This is a genomic window from Paenibacillus sp. 01T47, from assembly GCF_056398245.1.
This window is the reverse complement of sequence record NZ_JBFTPA010000002.1, coordinates 552066-569850: the sequence shown is the minus strand read 5'-3', so window position 1 is coordinate 569850 and position 17785 is coordinate 552066. Positions and strand designations below refer to the sequence as shown.

At 39.8% G+C, this 17785-nt stretch carries 17 protein-coding genes and 2 pseudogenes; 13 read left to right on the top strand and 6 right to left on the bottom strand.

Annotated elements, in window-relative coordinates; all coding sequences use genetic code 11:
* The 7 genes and pseudogenes from AC1DOV_RS06595 (at position 1) to AC1DOV_RS06565 (ending at position 7209) form a co-directional block, all read left to right on the top strand.
* Positions 1-894, top strand: a complete 894-nt coding sequence (locus AC1DOV_RS06595; protein ID WP_339203014.1) for a carbohydrate ABC transporter permease — start codon at positions 1-3, stop codon at positions 892-894.
* 66 nt (positions 895-960) lie between these two features.
* Entirely contained in the window at positions 961-2424 is a 1464-nt protein-coding gene (locus AC1DOV_RS06590; RefSeq protein ID WP_477549490.1) for an ABC transporter substrate-binding protein, read from the top strand.
* A 171-nt stretch (positions 2425-2595) separates the two neighbouring features.
* Entirely contained in the window at positions 2596-3318 is a 723-nt protein-coding gene (locus AC1DOV_RS06585) for a hypothetical protein (RefSeq protein WP_477549489.1), read from the top strand.
* 190 nt (positions 3319-3508) lie between these two features.
* Positions 3509-4972, top strand: a complete 1464-nt coding sequence (gene pdxR, locus AC1DOV_RS06580; RefSeq protein ID WP_477549488.1) for a MocR-like pyridoxine biosynthesis transcription factor PdxR — start codon at positions 3509-3511, stop codon at positions 4970-4972.
* Complete coding sequence (locus tag AC1DOV_RS06575) at positions 4969-5883, top strand: D-alanine--D-alanine ligase (RefSeq protein WP_477549487.1); 915 nt, start codon at positions 4969-4971, stop codon at positions 5881-5883. The genes pdxR and AC1DOV_RS06575 overlap by 4 nt, the downstream gene beginning before the upstream one ends.
* A gap of 96 nt (positions 5884-5979) precedes the next feature.
* Positions 5980-6681, top strand: a pseudogene (locus AC1DOV_RS06570) (HAD family hydrolase); the annotation flags it as partial.
* A gap of 87 nt (positions 6682-6768) precedes the next feature.
* Entirely contained in the window at positions 6769-7209 is a 441-nt protein-coding gene (locus AC1DOV_RS06565; protein ID WP_477509707.1) for an oxidoreductase, read from the top strand.
* Positions 7210-7309: 100 nt separating this feature from the next.
* Here AC1DOV_RS06565 and AC1DOV_RS06560 read toward each other — a convergent pair whose 3' ends face one another.
* Positions 7310-7612 (bottom strand): TetR-like C-terminal domain-containing protein, encoded by a 303-nt coding sequence (locus tag AC1DOV_RS06560; RefSeq protein ID WP_477549486.1) that lies wholly within the window; start codon positions 7610-7612, stop codon positions 7310-7312.
* Between the two features lie 492 nt (positions 7613-8104).
* Here AC1DOV_RS06560 and spoIIP point away from each other — a divergent pair, with 492 nt between their 5' ends.
* Positions 8105-9358, top strand: a complete 1254-nt coding sequence (gene spoIIP, locus AC1DOV_RS06555; protein WP_477549485.1) for a stage II sporulation protein P — start codon at positions 8105-8107, stop codon at positions 9356-9358.
* 130 nt (positions 9359-9488) lie between these two features.
* Here spoIIP and AC1DOV_RS06550 read toward each other — a convergent pair whose 3' ends face one another.
* The 3 genes from AC1DOV_RS06550 to AC1DOV_RS06540 form a co-directional block, all read right to left on the bottom strand.
* Positions 9489-9698: a hypothetical protein gene (locus AC1DOV_RS06550; RefSeq protein ID WP_076265602.1), complete on the bottom strand. Its 210-nt coding sequence runs from the start codon at positions 9696-9698 to the stop codon at positions 9489-9491.
* A 319-nt stretch (positions 9699-10017) separates the two neighbouring features.
* The gene (locus AC1DOV_RS06545) at positions 10018-12357 is read right to left on the bottom strand and encodes an MMPL family transporter (RefSeq protein ID WP_477549484.1); all 2340 of its coding nucleotides are present in this window, start codon (positions 12355-12357) and stop codon (positions 10018-10020) included.
* Positions 12358-12404: 47 nt separating this feature from the next.
* A complete protein-coding gene (locus AC1DOV_RS06540; RefSeq protein ID WP_477549483.1) occupies positions 12405-13022 on the bottom strand; it encodes a TetR/AcrR family transcriptional regulator in 618 nt (205 codons plus the stop codon).
* 446 nt (positions 13023-13468) lie between these two features.
* Between AC1DOV_RS06540 and AC1DOV_RS06535 the strand changes: the two are divergent.
* The 3 genes and pseudogenes from AC1DOV_RS06535 to AC1DOV_RS06525 form a co-directional block, all read left to right on the top strand.
* Positions 13469-13606, top strand: a pseudogene (locus tag AC1DOV_RS06535) (helix-turn-helix domain-containing protein); the annotation flags it as partial.
* Positions 13607-13628: 22 nt separating this feature from the next.
* Positions 13629-13853: a DUF3955 domain-containing protein gene (locus tag AC1DOV_RS06530; RefSeq protein ID WP_441875556.1), complete on the top strand. Its 225-nt coding sequence runs from the start codon at positions 13629-13631 to the stop codon at positions 13851-13853.
* 162 nt (positions 13854-14015) lie between these two features.
* Positions 14016-14792 (top strand): DUF817 domain-containing protein, encoded by a 777-nt coding sequence (locus tag AC1DOV_RS06525; RefSeq protein WP_441875559.1) that lies wholly within the window; start codon positions 14016-14018, stop codon positions 14790-14792.
* A 3-nt stretch (positions 14793-14795) separates the two neighbouring features.
* Here the strand turns inward: AC1DOV_RS06525 and AC1DOV_RS06520 are convergent, their stop codons facing one another.
* On the bottom strand, positions 14796-15605 hold the full coding sequence (locus AC1DOV_RS06520; protein ID WP_430058478.1) for an AraC family transcriptional regulator: 810 nt from the start codon (positions 15603-15605) through the stop codon (positions 14796-14798).
* 170 nt (positions 15606-15775) lie between these two features.
* Between AC1DOV_RS06520 and AC1DOV_RS06515 the strand changes: the two genes are divergently transcribed.
* Positions 15776-16600, top strand: coding sequence for a phytanoyl-CoA dioxygenase family protein (locus tag AC1DOV_RS06515; RefSeq protein ID WP_441875038.1), 825 nt, complete (start codon positions 15776-15778; stop codon positions 16598-16600).
* A gap of 203 nt (positions 16601-16803) precedes the next feature.
* Positions 16804-17103, top strand: a complete 300-nt coding sequence (locus tag AC1DOV_RS06510; RefSeq protein ID WP_477549482.1) for a hypothetical protein — start codon at positions 16804-16806, stop codon at positions 17101-17103.
* A gap of 54 nt (positions 17104-17157) precedes the next feature.
* Here the strand turns inward: AC1DOV_RS06510 and AC1DOV_RS06505 are convergent, their stop codons facing one another.
* Positions 17158-17703: a TetR/AcrR family transcriptional regulator gene (locus tag AC1DOV_RS06505; RefSeq protein WP_477549481.1), complete on the bottom strand. Its 546-nt coding sequence runs from the start codon at positions 17701-17703 to the stop codon at positions 17158-17160.
* Positions 17704-17785: the final 82 nt, after the last annotated feature.

The following is a 17785-nucleotide window of genomic DNA, read 5'->3' as shown; positions in this document are numbered from 1 at the left end:
ATGGAAACTAATCGATTGCTTGGAGATAGGCTCGTAAAGAGCTTGGCGTACTGTTTTATTGGCTTATTTGCACTCGTTTGTTTATACCCGCTTGTATTGACCTTAAGTGTTTCCTTCTCATCTGAGCAGGCCATTGTCAAAAATGGTTATTCCATTATCCCGCTGAGTCCAAGTTTGGATACGTATAAATATATCTATGTGAATAGTGGCATGAAGATATTGAAGTCTTATGGCGTAACCATCTTTGTAACTGTAATTGGTACGGTAAGCGCATTGCTGATTACAAGTATGATTGCATTCTCGATATCCGTAAAAAAGCTAAGATATCGCAATATTATCGCATTCATTAGCAACTTTACGATTATTTTCTCGGCCGGCTTGATTCCGTGGTATATGGTTAGCGTGAATTATTACGGTTTGAAAAATAGTATTTTAGCATTAATCCTTCCTTCTATTTTTAGCGTATGGAATATGTTTTTGCTGCGAACGTATTTTTCTAGCATTTCACCGTCTTTATACGAAGCGGCGGAGATGGATGGAGCTAATTATTTTACCATTTATTTGAAAGTAGCTCTTCCTTTAAGCAAGACTGCTCTGCTCACGGTGGGTTTAATGTATGCGCTGAATTATTGGAATGATTGGTGGAATGCACTCATCTTCATCAACGATAAGGATCTATTTCCGCTGCAATACTATCTCTACAACATTCTATCGAATGTAAATGCGATCAGCTCCGGCCGTATTCCCTCTGGGGCTTCCGGCAACATAACGCTGCCAGCAGAAACCGTAAAGATGGCAATTACCGTAATTACAATTGGTCCCATTATTTTCCTATTTCCTTTTATTCAAAAGTATTTCGTTCATGGCATTATGGCGGGCGCAGTAAAGGAATAAGCGATACATGGTTTGTAGCCTATCTAGGCCTAACATACATTAACCATTAAATAGGGAGGGTTATCAATGAAATCCAGTAAAATGCTTATCTTTTTGGTTTTAATGCTAGTTACTACTTCAATACTAGCAGCGTGTAGCAACAAGGAAGAGGTTGGAGGAAAGGGGAAGCTTGAAACACTCACCATCTTGTACCCGGGGGACGAAAGTGATCGTATGACTGAATTTCTTGAAAAAGAATTTTCTGAGAAGATGGCAGCCGATCTTGGATTAAAGTTGAAAGTTATTTTTGTTCCATGGGCTCAGTACTGGGAGCAAAAAGATATTATGCTCGCTGCAAATGAGCCGATTGATCTTTATTGGGATGGCCTTCCCGACCTTTCTACTATTGTGAATAAGAAGCAAAGCATGCCATTGGATGATCTAATTAAGCAATATGGCCAGGATATGCTCAAAGTGCTGCCGATGGAACAGTTTCAGGGTGCGGTAATTGACGGCAAAATTCATGGTATTCCATCGGCGTATGCTCCGTCATCAGCCATGTATCAACTGGTAGCTGTTCGTCAGGATATACTAGAGGCTGTTGGTATGAACGAAATAAAAACAGCTGAAGATTTAAAAGAGTTTGCAACCAAAGCGAAGAAACAGTTCCCGGAAATGAAAGGGCCAGCTGATATTGTCTTTAAACCTCTAACCAGATATTTTACAGAAGAGCAGTATAACTTTATTGCAGTAGAAGATTTAATCGTATTTGGCGAAGACAGCAAAAAAGCACATAGCTATTATGAATCAGAAGCTTTCCAAAAAGTAGCGAAATTTAACCGCAGTATGTATGATGCAGGGCTTTATTCAGAGGATCTGACTATCAAATACAATGAACGGGATTCTCGCATGCAGACAGGTCTATACTTATGGGTTGAAGGCTCGTTAGGCAAAGAAATGGAAATTATAGATGCAATAAAAGCAAATGCACCTGATGCTAGAGTGAAAACTTATCTTCTGGCACCGGAGAAACCTCGTTATATTACTGCAACAGGAGGAGAAGTTCTTGGCGTTCCGGTAACGGCTCCTAATCCAGAGGGTGCGATAAAATTCGTGAATTGGATTTATAAATCCAAAGAAAATTATCAATTAGCGCTCTATGGCGTTGAAGGCAAAGATTACGAGATTGTAGATGGAAGAATCAAAAAGCTGACTGCAAATGAGTTTTTCTATGAATGGATGTTTAGAAACCAGAACTATCAATTGTTTGGACCGGACGTAGCACAAGAATCTATTGATCATTATAAAACGTGGGATGACGAGGCAGTAACTTCCGCTTCACTCGGCTTCCGATTTAATAATGAGAAAGTAAAATTGATTGAGACTGCCCTAAAAGAAGTGGCAGGCAAGGACTTAGCAGCTATACGTTCAGGCTTTGTCGATTTTGAAACGGAATATCCGAAAGCGATTAAGAAGCTAAAAGCAGCAGGGATTGATGAATACGTAGCTGAGATTCAGCGCCAGTTGGATGAGTTTTTGGCTAGTAAATAAAGAGATATTATATTTTTAAGTTCATAGCATTGGCATAGGAGCAAAAGTAAGTTATGTGAAAACCCCGACCTAAAAGAGGCCGGGGTTTTTGCGTTGTTTTGCATAACGCCCTATGCAGGATGTAGTACTATAGAAATAGGAACCAATCTTTCCTTTTGAGGGGTATATTTAATGAAGAAAAGCAAGCATATTAGGGATTTGATATATGTAAGCGGCGAGCATGAAAAGAATTATTTTTGCTCCTATGGAATCGAATTTCATGAATTTATGAACTGTGTACATCATAGGCCGGAGAACCTTATACTTCTTAAACATGATTTTCATAACGTACAGATGAATCGGCATTCTAGACTTCATTATGTTTTGAAGCAAGGATTGGATGAATTAATTGAAGAAAACGTGTATGACTATGGAGATTTTTGTTGGGTAGATTTTTCCAAAAAAGAGGATTTAAATGCTTTAAGCAACAATCAAATCGCTGAATTATTGTTTTTTGGCGATATGGGTGAGCCATTGCATCATATACCAAAGCTGAGGTTTGCTTATTTTGCACATGATGATGGCTGGTTTAACAAACTTTATGTTACAGATTTATATGACTATGAAGTTCTTTTAGCTAAAGTGATTGCTTTTAAGCTTCATAAGCTAGCCGGTAGAAAAGTTCAGGATATTCCAAAGGACATATCATCGGTACTTTTAGAATGGACAAGAGATGGATTATTGATTGACTTGTCAAAAATTCAAAAAAGCAAAGTTGAATTAAGAATACCGGTAGCCTTTATTGGTCATGACATTAATATGGACAGCGTATACGATTTTAGAAAAGAAATAAGGGATTACAAGGTTTGGTTAGTTTATTCAAATAAGGTTTGGAAGCTTATTAAAGAAGATTAAAACGAACGTTTGCGTTATGGGGAAGTATGGGTAAGTATCGTCCCTGTCATTTGTGAGCGATTGTTGATATTTCTAATGGGTTATAAATTCGTCCAAGTTTGTTACATATCCACAGGTGGGTCGAAAATCAGACATCGTGGATCTTATTTTATCGATAAATGTATGTCATTATATTTCTAGGGGGGATTGGATGTTTACTGAATTCAATTTGACGGATGACAGCCCTGCCTATACCCAAGTAAAAGAATACATGAAACGTTTAATTACTTTAGGTGTATTGCAAGCGAATCAGAAGCTACCGTCCACGCGCGAACTCAGTTCTATGCTGAATGTCAGTAGAAATACGGTAGTTAGTGCATACGCAGATTTGAAAGACGAAGGTTTTGTGTATGTAGATAAAGGAAAAGGGAGCTTTGTTGCTCAAAAATTCGGTGTGGCAGCAACTGAACAATTATGGCAGCTTGATTGGAAGCAAAATATTAGCAAGCAAGCGAAGATTGCTGAAGAAATGGATCTTAGCAAGCACGGGATACGTTCGAGCACAGGGGAAATCAATTTTACTAGTATTGCACCGGATGGAAAACTGTTTGATCTCGATAATGTCAAACGAGCATTTTTAGATCGGATGTCCATAGAGGGTGAAATCATCTTAAACTATGGATATGCACAAGGCTACAAGCCATTAATGGAATATTTACTTCGATATATGGAGAATAAAGGGGTAAATCTAGAGGGTAAGGATATTCTGATTACGAACGGTTTTACAGAAGGATTAGATCTTATTTTATCGGCTTTAATTAAGAAACATGGTCGTGTCCTTTGCGAGAACCCTACCCATCATGCGGCAATTAAACTGTTTAAGATGCATGGATTTGATATTGAGGGTATCGAAATGGAGCAAGACGGGATTAATCTTACGGAGCTGGAGAGGGCATTGTCACAACGATCGTTTGATTTAACCTATCTTGTACCTTCTTATCATAATCCAACGGGTATTGTGATGTCTCCCCATAAACGAATGGAAGTCATCAAGCTGCTCCATAAATATCAAGTCCCGCTTATTGAAGATGGATTCAACGAGGAGCTAAGGTTTTCAGGTGACCACATTGCTCCTTTACTTGCATGTAACGGAAATGGAAATAGTGTCATCTATCTAGGCAGTTTTTCGAAAATCCTTTTCCCCGGCCTCCGGGTTGGATGGGTCTTGGCTGAGAAAGAGCTCATTTATTATCTGGAAAGTGTAAAGCGTGCGCGAAGCATCCACACCTCCACGTTAGATCAATCCTTGCTTTATCAATATCTTCATAATGGCAAATTCGAGAAGTATTTGAAGAAAGCCAAATCTGAATATAAACGAAAATGTGAATTAGTCATTCGGTGCTGTAAAGCGTTTATTCCGTTAAAACGCCTTTCAGGCGACGGAGGGCTTCATGTTTTTATTGAATTCGAAGACAACTTTGATACCAATGTCTTATTAGAATACTGTCGCCACAAAGGAGTCATATATACTCCGGGCAACAGTTTTTTTACAGATAATAAAGGTCATCATACGATGCGGCTTGGTTTCTCACGAGTAGCAGATGAGGACATCATAAAAGGGATTCAAATTATAGGTGATACGGCTAAACAAATGATGAAGGAGAGACAGCTATGAGAGTTGGAGTGATAATGGGGGGTATTTCATCAGAAAAAGAAGTATCCCTTATGACTGGACGCGAAATGATTGCTAATTTGGATAGAGAAAAATTTGAGTTGTATCCGATTGAAATCAATCGAAAAGATGAACTCATTGAAAAAGTGAAAAATATTGATGTAGCTCTGCTTGCGCTTCATGGGAAGTTTGGTGAAGATGGAACGATTCAAGGAGCGCTTGAAACACTAGGCGTTCCTTATACCGGCTGCGGTGTTTTATCGAGCAGCTTGAGCATGGATAAAAATATATCCAAAAAGCTTTTTCGTAATGAAGGCATCCATACTCCTGACTGGATACATTTGAACGGTGCAGATGAATTATGTATTGAAGATGTCGAACGTCTGGGGTATCCGGTTATCGTGAAGCCAAATTCAGGCGGATCGAGTTTAGGAGTCAAAATATTAAAGAACAAAGAAACGTTGGTTGATGAAGTACTAGAAACCTTTCGATGGGATAATGAAGTATTGATCGAGCAATATATCGAAGGTGAGGAAATAACCTGCTCCATTTTAAACGGTAAACTTCTTCCTATCATCGCTATTCGGTCTCAATCTGAATTTTTTGATTATTCTTCCAAGTATGATGACGGTGGAGCCGATGAACAAGTGATCCAGCTGCCTCCTGAGATTTTTGATCGGGTTCGTGCTTCTGCACTCGGCTGTTACAAGACATTAAAATGCAGCGTTTACGCCCGAATCGACATGATTATTAAAGATGGAATTCCTTATGTAATGGAAGTGAACACATTGCCTGGCTTGACGAAAAATAGCCTTCTGCCCAAAAGCGCCAAAGCTGCGGGAATTTCATTCAGTCAACTGTTGGATCAGATTATTGAATATTCATTAATGGAAAGAAAGAATGGGTTACTATAGCTTAAAAAGAACGAGGCTGCCGGTATGAAACGGCAGCCTCGTACTGTTATTGAGCAGTTAACCTCAATGATTTGTGTTAAAGTGGGAATGATCATTTATTTTATAAAGGGAGAGGAAGAAATGTCATTATCACTTATCTTTGATATGGACGGAACACTATTTCAAACAAATAAAATTTTAGAAATATCACTTGAAGATGCGTTTAATCAGTTAAGGTCAATAAATGAATGGGATACAGCAACGCCTATTGATAAATACCGCGAAATTATGGGCATCCCTTTACCAAAGGTTTGGGAAACTCTGTTGCCTAATCATTCCAAAGAAATAAGAGAACAAACGGACTCATACTTTCTAGAACGATTAATTGAAAACATTAGAAGCGGGAAAGGTGCTTTATATCCTAATGTAAAAGAAGTTTTTAGTTATCTAAAAGACAATGGTTTTTCAATATACATAGCTAGCAATGGTTTAACGGATTATTTAAAAGCAATTGTTAGTTATTATCATTTGGATAATTGGGTTACAGAAACCTTTAGTATTCAACAAATTGAATCACTGAATAAATCAGACTTAGTTAAAAGTATTATTGAAAAATACGGTATTACCAACGCAGCTGTAGTAGGAGATCGTCTATCGGATATAAATGCAGCCAAAGATAATGGTTTAGTCGCTATTGGATGCAACTTTGATTTTGCACAAGAAGATGAACTCTCTCAGTCAGATATTGTCATAGATGATTTAATTGAGCTAAAAACAATAGTGTCACAGTTGAAAAATAGGTATTTATTTAATGAATAACGATTGCTTAAAAACGGCGGCTGATATGATGGCTGCCGTTTGCTCAACAATTTTATAAGAACTTTAATGTTTTTTAATGGAGGAGTCATGACTAGAACAAATTTTCTAGAGACAAGATTATCGAGCAGATACGGTGAAGTAGGTTTAAAACAAGAGAACAACACAGTGTTTGCTGACTTGGTCATTGATTCAGTGTCCTTATATCAAAGGCTAAAAGAATACGACTTAGTACCAGCTTTTGGCTATGGGAATGCTGACCAACAAAAGCTTATAACTGATTACTATTTATTTAAATATCCCTTTGATTATAGGTATCATAGGTATCCCATAATGATTTGTCCTCAATGTGGTGATTTGGACTGTGGTTATATTTCTGTAGCTATAGATAAAGAAGCAGATATTGTTGAATGGAGTAATTTTTATTTAGAACATAATAATTTATTGCTAAATATCGGGCCTTTCCACTTTGAATGGGATAATTACAAATCCACAATAGAAAAAACTTTTGAGATAGGTCGATTACGCTAACGGTGAAGTCTAGTTAAATGATGTACATTAATGAGCAGGCTCTACGATAGCTTGCTTATTTCATTATTTAGTAATATTAACGGCAGTGCATTCTTTTCTTTTATAAATTCCTCTCTAATAATATCCCCACTTGTTCTGCCATCACTTTCGGCGATTCAGGTATTCCATTCGTAATATACGTTTCCATTATTCCAACGATAGCAGTACCAAAAAATTTAAGAATAATATCTTTATTCAATCCTTTATTTATTCCTTGAGTTATATCTACGTCATTTTCTAATTCTTCAATGAGAAATTCAAGGAGTCGAGTTCGGAATGTTGAGGCACCGCTGCTTGCTAACATGGTCGAAAAGAAAGAAAAATTACGTTCGAAATAGTCGAACATAATCAAATTTGCTGCCACGAAATCTAATTCTGATGATGCCTTGCATATTTTCCTTAGTTCGTTTATATGTTCTTCAATCAGTTTGTCCAGTAGATCAAACTTATCTAAATAATGATGGTATATTGTTCTTCGACCTACATTTGCTTTGTCGGAAATATCTTGAATCGTAATTTCATTAAAGTTTTTTCAGACATCTTGCCATTGATCCTGATACTACTTTGGGCCCTGCTCAATGGTTTGAACCCGTAACCGATGAGGAATATAACAAGTTAAAATAAGTAGAAAAAACATTCATGAATACCCAAGAAAGCTACTGGTTCTGAGTAAGGCTCTCCATAATGCTCATCAAGAGTAAAAAACACCCTTCGGGGTGTTTTTTGTCATGTCTTTTGAATGACTCTACTAGGAATTTACGCTCATTTTCGCGTTCTAAAATATAGATTAGAAGGATTTTCCTTCATTGCTGTCGAAATTCGTAGAATAAGCATTTGAAATGGAGGAAAGTTAGCTTTGAGATTAAGAAATCAAATATTGGGTGGAACGATCATTCTTTCTTTATTAGCAGGGGGATCCGATTCTGCCTATGCGTCAATTCAGAACTTGTCGGCAGGAAAAAAGCTAAGCCAGGGAGTACAGCAGTACGCACAAACCGTTCAAAAGAAAGAAACAATCGCTAAAATTGTGGATACTACCAATTTGCGCAAAGGACCGGGGCTTGAATATGAGATTGTTGCCAAAGCGAAGGCGGGCACATCTTATCCAATCGTTGGATCGAAAGGGGAATGGTACAAAGTAACTCTTTCCAGCGGTAACACGGCTTATGTTGCAAATTGGGTAGTGGAGACGGTTGAGAGCAGCGGCAGCCAACCTACTTCAAATAATGGACAAAACCAGGAAAATGCCAACAAGCCGAGTGGTGGTCAAGATAAGGAAGCTATAGTAAATATAGTAGATACTACTAATTTGCGAAAAGGTCCTGGTTTAGATTATGAGATTGTTGCCAAGGCGAGAGCTGGAGAAACCTTTCCTGTCGTCGGATTAGAAGGAGATTGGTATAAAGTATCGCTGCCAAGTGGAGGAACCGCTTACGTTGCTAATTGGGTTGTGAACACGGGGAGTAACAAACAAAGCGGCAGTAAAGTGTATATCTATCATACCCATAATAGGGAGTCCTGGAGAAATGTATTAGGTAATTCAAAAGGGACCTCCGTCGACGATGCCAAAGTGAACATTACGCTTGTAGGCAAGAAGCTTGCTGAGAGTCTTCAGAAAAAAGGGATATCCTCCATTGTTGAACAGACCGACTTTACTGAAAGACTGAATGAACAGAAATTAAGCTACACAAAAGCCTACGTTGAATCGCGTAAAGCAGTCGACAAGGCGATGAAGGCTAATACTTCACTATCCTATTTCTTCGATATACACCGTGACGCTGATGTTCCGCGGAGCAAAACAACGGTTGTCATTAATGGTAAAACGTATGCACGCATTATGTTCGTCATTGGTGATGCTAATCCCGCGCATAAGGAAAACAAAAAGTTCGCCGAAGCGTTAAACGCTCTATTGAACAAGAAGTATCCTGGCATATCGAGGGGAGTTCTTATGAAAAGCGCCCACCAGGGGAATGCCGAGTACAACCAGTCCGTCTCTAATGGAAGCCTGCTTCTGGAATTTGGGGGAGTAAACAATACGCTGGAAGAAAATCTTCAAACAGCAGAGGCTTTCGCTGACGTGTTTGCGGAGTATTATAAATCAATTAAATAAAGTAAAAAAAGCAGGGGAAGTTTCCTTGCTTTTTTTGTTCCATGCTCACATTTTGTTGTTTACCTTAATGTTAATGGTCATATAAAAAATAAAAAAACCGATTTTTACATCGGCCTTGTAGACATTGTTTTTAGACGAAAAATGAATTTGCTGTTCTGTGAATAATGCTTCCATCTGACATGCGAACAGAATCGTCGTTATATCCTGTTATGGTTGATGCTGGGCGAATCTGCATGCCGTTTTGCATAGGTTTGATTATTGCTTTTTGAGCAATCGCAACTTCAAAATCTTTGTTCGTAATTAGTCGTTGACCTTCTTGAAGTGTAATTTTTGCTTGCATGTAAACACGTCCTCTACGGTTCTATTTTTTTGTATTCTAAGGACAAATAATACACTAATAACTTTATACAAAGCAATGGAAGTGAATGCAAATGAGAAAAAATATTTCAGAATATGTTGTAAAATATACAAAACAGTGAATTTTAATCTCAATACGTGATAGTATACCCCAACGAATCCTCAATCATAATTTTGTCAATCTAATTGGATTAATAATTCTCCTACAATTCCTGATGCATGACTTTGGGATCATATGCGAAAAAAGGCAAACCAGATGATCTGGTTTGCCTTTTTTGTAAATCAAATTAGCGATAAATGAATCAATATGCCCGACGAGGCTTCGCCTTAATGGAAGCAGCGTTCTCCTGGCTCTTAAGTTCAGCTAGAAGTTTATCACCTTCGACATCCAGGTTCGGCAGCATGCGGTCTAGCCATTTTGGCAGCCACCAAGCTTTGTCGCCGAAGACTGCCATGACAGCTGGGACAAGCGCCATGCGGACGAAAAAGGCGTCAATAAGAATGCCGATTGCGAGTGCAAAACCGATCTGCTTAATCATAATATCATGCGCGAAAATAAAGCCTGCGAACACGGACACCATAATCACGGCAGCGGCTACTACTACACGGCTGGCCTGATTGTAGCCGTGAACGACACTCTCTGTTCCGTGATGACCATGTACGTAAGACTCGCGCATGGAGCTGACGAGGAACACTTGATAATCCATCGCAAGACCGTAAAGAATGCCGGTAACCATTATTGGCATAAAGCTGAGCAGCGGACCGCCGGTATCAAAGCCGAAGAGGGAGTGAAGCCATCCCCATTGGTATACGGCCGTTGTAATCCCGAATGTGGCGAGCACACTGAGAAGGAATCCAACCGTAGCTTTGAGCGGAACGATGATTGAGCGAAACACGAGCAGCAGAATAATAAGCGATAGGATGACGATAATGCCGACGTAGAGAGGGAACACCTCAGCCAGCTTCGATGACATATCGATGTTAATTGCTGTGAACCCAGTAACGCCAACCGTGACATCATACGTTAGCGCCATGCTGGAATCAGAAGCTCGAATCTCACGAACTAGGTTTTTGGTTTCTGCATCCGTTGGACCTGTTTTGGGGATAAGGCTAATAATCGCCATATCTCCGGTTTTGTTTACGCCCATAGGTGTCACAAGCGAAACATTTTCATGCTTCCCTAGATCTTGAACTAGACCATTCAGCAATTCCGGCGTCACTTTGTCCGATACGCCTTTTGGCTTTGCTACCAGGAGCAACGGGCCATTGAAGCCTTCGCCAAAACCGTTTGAAATGGCGTCGTAGCTCTGCCTTGATGGTGTATCTAAGTTAGCCGTGGCTCCCGATGGGATGCCCATTTCCATTTTTGCGACTGGTAGTGCTGCTGCGCCAAGAATAACAATAACAGCAACAATAACTAGCCAGCGGCCTTTCGCTATAGCTGTTACCCAGCGGTGTGCGAACCCATGAGCAGTTTTATTCGATTGGGTGCTGCTCTTCGTACGCGCTTTTGCTGAGCAGATGCGTTCACCCAACAGACCTAGCAGTGCCGGCAGCAGAGTTAAAGCAACCAGAACATTGACGAGGACAGCCAAAGCAGCAACAAGCGCCATGGCAGACAAGAAGCCAATTCCGATGACAAGCATGCCGCACAAAGCAATAATAACGGTCAAGCCAGCGAAAAACACTGCACTTCCGGCTGTGCCGACTGCTCTGCTGGCTGCTTCCCGCGCACTTAATCCCTGATCAAGAATCATGCGGCGTTGACGATTTACGATAAACAGCGAGTAGTCAATTCCGACGGCAAGCCCAACCATAAGCGCTAGAACAGGAGTGAGATCAGTCATATGGATGAATTTTGAGAAGGCGTATGCTCCTCCTACACTAATTCCTACTCCCATTAAGGCAGTTAGAAGCGGCAAGCCAGCAGCAACAACCGAACCAAGTGTCATGAATAGCACAACGGCAGCTACGGCAATACCGATAGCTTCTGTCGAACCAATGGAAGGTTTAGTTGACAGCGAGTCGCTTGGCAATGCTTGAATACCCGTTTGTTCAACAGACATGGCGGCATCGATGACGGAATCGGGTACCGATTCAGGAAGCGACATTTGCTGAACGGTGAATTGGAATTGGAACAGGGCAACGCTGCCGTCAGAGGCAAGCATCACGCCAGGTACCGGAACACCGTTGACCATTAGAGGGCCGAAAGGAGGCAATTCACCTGTGGTTGCTTGCGCTGTTCCGTCCCCTTCTTGTGGTGCACTCCCTTGAGCGTTTTCTGAAGCTGAAGCGCCGGCTTTAGCAGCCAATTCAGCAGCATTAATAACATATTCAAGGTTATAAACATCATTAACAGCTTTAGTAATGGCGCTCAAACGCTCTGGTGTATCTAGTCGTTCGTCTTTGGGAGCCGTAAATACGATGCTGGCTTGTCCGCCTGAAGCTTCTGGCAGTTCCGCTGACAACTGATCCAATACCTTCTGCGATTCCGTTCCCTCAATTTTCATATCGGAGGTTACATGGATTCCATTGACCCCGAGTATAGCGAGTACAACTCCGAGAATTGCGATCCAGCTAATAATGAAATACCATGGCTTGGTATAGGCTGACTTACCCAATCTGTACAGAAAAGTTGACATCTGTTAATGATTCTCCTTTGCATGTAGAAATAACGTGAGGTCGTGTACTAAAATCCGTTTCGCAAGTAACCAAACATGGTGTCTAAATATTGATCGAACGTTACGGCCTCTGGGTTCTCGGCGACGGATTGACCTGGTAACAGCACACTCAGGCTGCCATCCAGAATGGGGAGCATGGCTCCATAAACAGCTCCGGCGAGGAGGTGGGTATAACCATCGGGATATCGTTCATGGGAAAACTCATCTAAAGTTTCCTGAGCCATAATTTGCAAACGGCGCAGTCCGCTTAAGATGTAAGGCTCAAGCGTAGGGTGCTGCCTCGAAAATGATACAAGCTGTCGCAGTTTTCCAATATGTTCTCCTGTCAGATGCAGCTTCATCAACTGGTGAAGAATGTCGAGTGGGGACATGTCCTGGTTTAAGCTTTTGATCCAATTCCCAATTTCGTCGGCGCCTTTAAAGATGAGAGCTGCTGAAGCTATCGCTTCCTCTTTACAGGAGTAGTGGTTGGCAAACGTTCTTCTGGAGTATCCGGCGCGTTGCACGACATCTTCGACGACGAAACCATCCATTCCCCTTTCCAGAGCAAGAGCGAAAGCTGCATCGGCAAGCGCATTTGCGGTTGCTTCTCTTTTAATATCGCGTAGGCTTTGTTTGTTCATCATGTAACGCTTAAGCGTTCACCCCTTTTCAAATAGAATGGAAGCATTTTCAAAAATAATCCCTGCTTTTATTATTGCCCAATGGGCAATGATGCACAATGAGCAAGTTGTTACGAATTTGTGGCGTTGAGCTAAACGATTTGAGCGAGAGCTTACAAATAGGAAGGTGTAAAGCATAGTAAGAAATTTAAACAACAAAATTTTATCGTTTTACGATAATTTTATATTGACTTAAACAGGTAATGAAGATATTATTTTTGTAGTTAGCTTTGAGGAGGATTTTTATGAGACAGAAAAAATGATCAGCGAAGTTAAAGGAATTATACAAAACCGCTATTGCGTTTATATGGGTGACTGCGATTCCTTTTTTTATAGCATTAGTTTTAGGGTGGAAAATATGTTCGGATATTGGCTCTTATCAAGCCTATACCGCTAAAAATGGGTATTGACTAGGAATCACAATGGCTAATGTTTCAATTTTAAAAAATGGAAAAGATAAAGCTGTAAAATTTTCAACTTTAGAAAAAATATGTGAAATTTTGGAGTCTCAACCTGGAGACATTTTAGAATATAAGAATGATATTTAATTTTGTAGGCAAAGGAGAATGTATGTTGATTAACCAATATCGATTAGCTTCTATCCCAATTTTTTTGGGAATCATTTGTCTAGTTATCGGAATGATGGGGAAATCCGAAGTCGCTCCAGATGGTACACTAATAGAACCTTTGTTCTTTTTAATTCCATTAAGTTATCTATTATTTTTAAGTGGAATGATTATATTATTGTTGATGGCTGTCATTTCTATGATCAAAAAAAATAAACATAATTTATAGAACAATAAAATAAAATAAAAAACAATTTCCTGATCAGAAAAGGAAATTGTTTTTTTATTTAACATGGCGGGAGATCTAGCTCGTAGGACAGTTGTAGAACGTTGACACTGTCGTGAAATGTTATCCTTTGGTCATGGTGAGGAGAGAAATAAATTGAAATCAATGTTACAGCTACTGCATTTTGGCTACCATCAGGCGATGAGCTGCATATTTCCTGTTGCGATTTTTGGAACATTAGCTCTTTCTAACATCGTAGAAATACCTTTCATTCATCGTTATGATGCCATTCTACTTGTACTGCTTGGCGTGCAATACCTCATGTATCGCAGCGGATTAGAGACACGTGATGAAATCAAAGTAATCTGTATATTTCATATCATAGGTTTACTTCTTGAGATCTATAAGGTAAGGATGGGCTCTTGGTCATACCCGGAGTTAGGGTATACAAAGTTGCTAGGTGTTCCGCTCTATAGCGGATTTATGTATGCAAGTGTTGCAAGCTTTATGTGTCAGGTTTGGCGGAGACTACGCATGGACATGACGGGCTGGCCTGGACTTACGTCATCGGCGCTGCTTGGAGGAGCCATCTATTTCAACTTTTTCACACATCATTTTATTCCTGATTTTCGCTGGTGGCTGACGGCGCTTGTATTTATTGTATTTTGGAAAACATGGATCATATTCCGAGTAAGAGCTATAACTTATCGAATGCCGTTAACCGTTTCATTTATTATTGTAGGTTTTTTTATTTGGTTAGCTGAAAATATAGCCACGTTTTTTAATGCTTGGAAATATCCTGATCAGAATCAAACCTGGCAGCTGGTCAGTTTCAGTAAGATTAGCTCATGGTTCCTTCTGGCAATCATTAGTGTCATTATCGTCGCACAGCTGAAACATGTAAAAGCGGAACGGACAAAAAACGATTCATCATTCAGCTAGGATTCATGTTCCTCTGGAAGAGCGCCAATTGCTTGGAGACTGACCATACTTTCGTTTAAACAGTTTAGAGAAATGAAACTCGTCATAAAATTGCAGCTGGGAAGAAATTTCCTTCACTGACAGGCTTGTTGTCTCCAGCGATACTTTGGCCGATTCTAGCTTTAAATTTTGCATATACTCGCTGGGGGATTGGCCAGTTAATGCGCGGAAGCGCGAAAAAAAGGACGTTCGCGACAAGCCGCTGCGTTCGATGAGTTCTTCGACCCGAATACCTTTATCCATATTCCGATGGATATAGATTAATATATTGTTGAGTTCGGTTTGGCGCGAGGTCTGCCCTGACTCAAGTTCTCTAGCAAAGAGTACCAATAATTGTTGCAGGAAGATATTCGAAGAATAAGCGTAGCCGAAGGATTCTGCAATCAAAGTATCAATGATACGCTCGCACAGCAATACTGCCTCTGCAACTTTTCCGGTTGTTTCGACCTTGCTTACAGGGAGCTGCAGATTTCGAATGGCATCCAGGGAATTGAAATCAAGATAATAAAATTTCCAGTTATTATCCTGACACTTGTATTCGGAGGGAATTCCCTCCTGTACGAAAAAGAAAGTGCCTGCATGCAGCTCATAGCGGTCATTCCCTTGGGATAGGATGCCCTTACCTTCATAAGTAATAAAAAGACCGGGAACGACGAATCCTTCACTGGTTATAATGTTGTAGGCATCGTCAGCCTGCACTTTCCAAATCGAATTAAATTGAGGGAAGCTGATGGGTTCTTTTCCAAGTATATAAGGAATATTCATGTAGGTCATATTAATCAACTCCATACCATTGTTCTAATATACATTTAATTTCAGTAATCTCCGTAAAATCTATGTATAATATGTACAATTATACATGATGTGAATACATGTATCCATGGATGCATAGATGCTTTTCCTCTACACTTAGAACAAATACCGAGTAGAGGAGTGTAATTGAAATGAAGCTAAAAGTTGGAAGCCGTGAGTTGGAGATGGATGGAAAAGAGCTTACAGAGCTCAGAAGCTCTAATGATATTTTTCATGATGTTCAGGCGCTGCGCGATCGGATGGAGGAAGACGGTTATTTACTGATCCGCGGGTTTCATGATCGCGATAAGGTGTTGCAGGCTCGAACAAATATTTTGGAAAAGATGAAACAGATGGGAAAGCTAGATCGGGATACGCAATTAGAAGATGGCGTCATGGCAGACGGAAGCAAAACGATTTTTTTTGGAGGAACGAACGAGGATCTTCCTGCACTGCTTAATGTTTTGAATGGGGAGCACATCATGCGTTTCTTCGATGAATTTCTCGGAGAGCAATCACTGACTTATCACTACAAGTGGCTTCGTGCGGTAGGTAAAGGTGATTTCACAGGAGCGCACTATGACATTGTTTACATGGGAAGAGGTACCCCAAATGTCTATACCGTATGGTCTCCTCTTGGAGACGTTTCGTATGAAATGGGGGGACTTGCGATTTGCCTCGGCTCGCATCGATTTGAAACGCTGAAGCAATCGTATGGATCGAAAGATTCGGATCGTGATGGTTTGGGACATTACACGGATGATCCGCTTGTTATAACGGAGAAGTTCGGTGGTCAGTGGGCGACAACTCAGTTTCAGGCAGGCGATGTACTCATTTTCGGCATGTTTTTAATGCATTGCTCACTGGAGAATACAACCAATCAATACCGAATTAGTGTGGATGCGAGATACCAATCAGCCTACGAAAAGGTTGACGAAAGATGGAGCGGCAAAAAGCCGAAGGGTCATTTTAAATAATTGTACTAGCCACCCATTGCGGTGGCTATTTTATTGATAGGAAGTGAAGCGTCAACTTAGAAAAGATGATTGACTATAGTATTAATTAGTTTTATGATTTGTAACAAAATTGAAATCCGAGAAATTAATTCCATAATTCACTTCTACAAACAAAAAATCAGATAAAAAAATACCGATTAGACTAGAAAGGGCGGTCTGCAACAATGCTTAAATTGATGAGAAACAAGTATATTGTTGTATTGATTGTTTCTATCGTTTTTATCATATTTTGGATCTATAAACCGATAGAGACTACTCGTATCACAGTTGGCACGATTGAAAGCAAGGAGAGTAAAGGCGGAAATCATTTTATAAATATTATTTATGCTGACCAAACTCGTACGGATAAAATTAAAGTTCCATTAACAACTTGGAATCTAATAAAGGCAGATATTGAATATTTTTTCGTTTATAAATTTAATTTAATACGTAAGCCTTATTTAGTAGATATTAGAGAGCACTAAAGTTATTGTTCTGACGAACTTGGCAAGATGATGTATGCCGTACGTTTATAACGATTATACATTCCTCTCTAGCAATGTCCCCAGTTGTTCTGCTAAGACATGATGGGGGACAGGCATTTCATTCATGAACCACCATTCCACTACTCCTACAAAAGAAGAAGCGACAAACCTCACAAGAAGATCTTCATTTAACCCTTCATTTTTTCCTTTCGTTACATCGATTTCATTCTTAAATTCTTCGATAAGAAATGCAAGAAAACGACCGTGAAAGTAAGGAGCACCTTTACTCGCTAACATCATGGAAAAAAATGAATAATGACGTTCAAAATATTCGGTCCAGATTAGAGTCGATTCGGTAAAATCCAATTCCGCAGCCGCTCTGCACGTTACCCTTAGCACGTCAATATGTTCTTCAATGAGTTTATCCAGCAGATCATATTTATCTAAATAATGAAGATAGATGGTCCCGCGGCTCACATTCGCCCTTTCGGAAAGATCCTGAATTGTAATATCATCAAAATTTTTTTCTGACATCAGATCTATAACCGCTTTTTTTAACGCATCCTGCGTTTTTTGTATTCTTCGATCCACTTTAGCCAATTTCAGGTCACCAAGCTTTCGTAAATAATTAACAAATATACAGAAGTTGTTCATTAATTAACAAATCACGTTCAGTTAACAA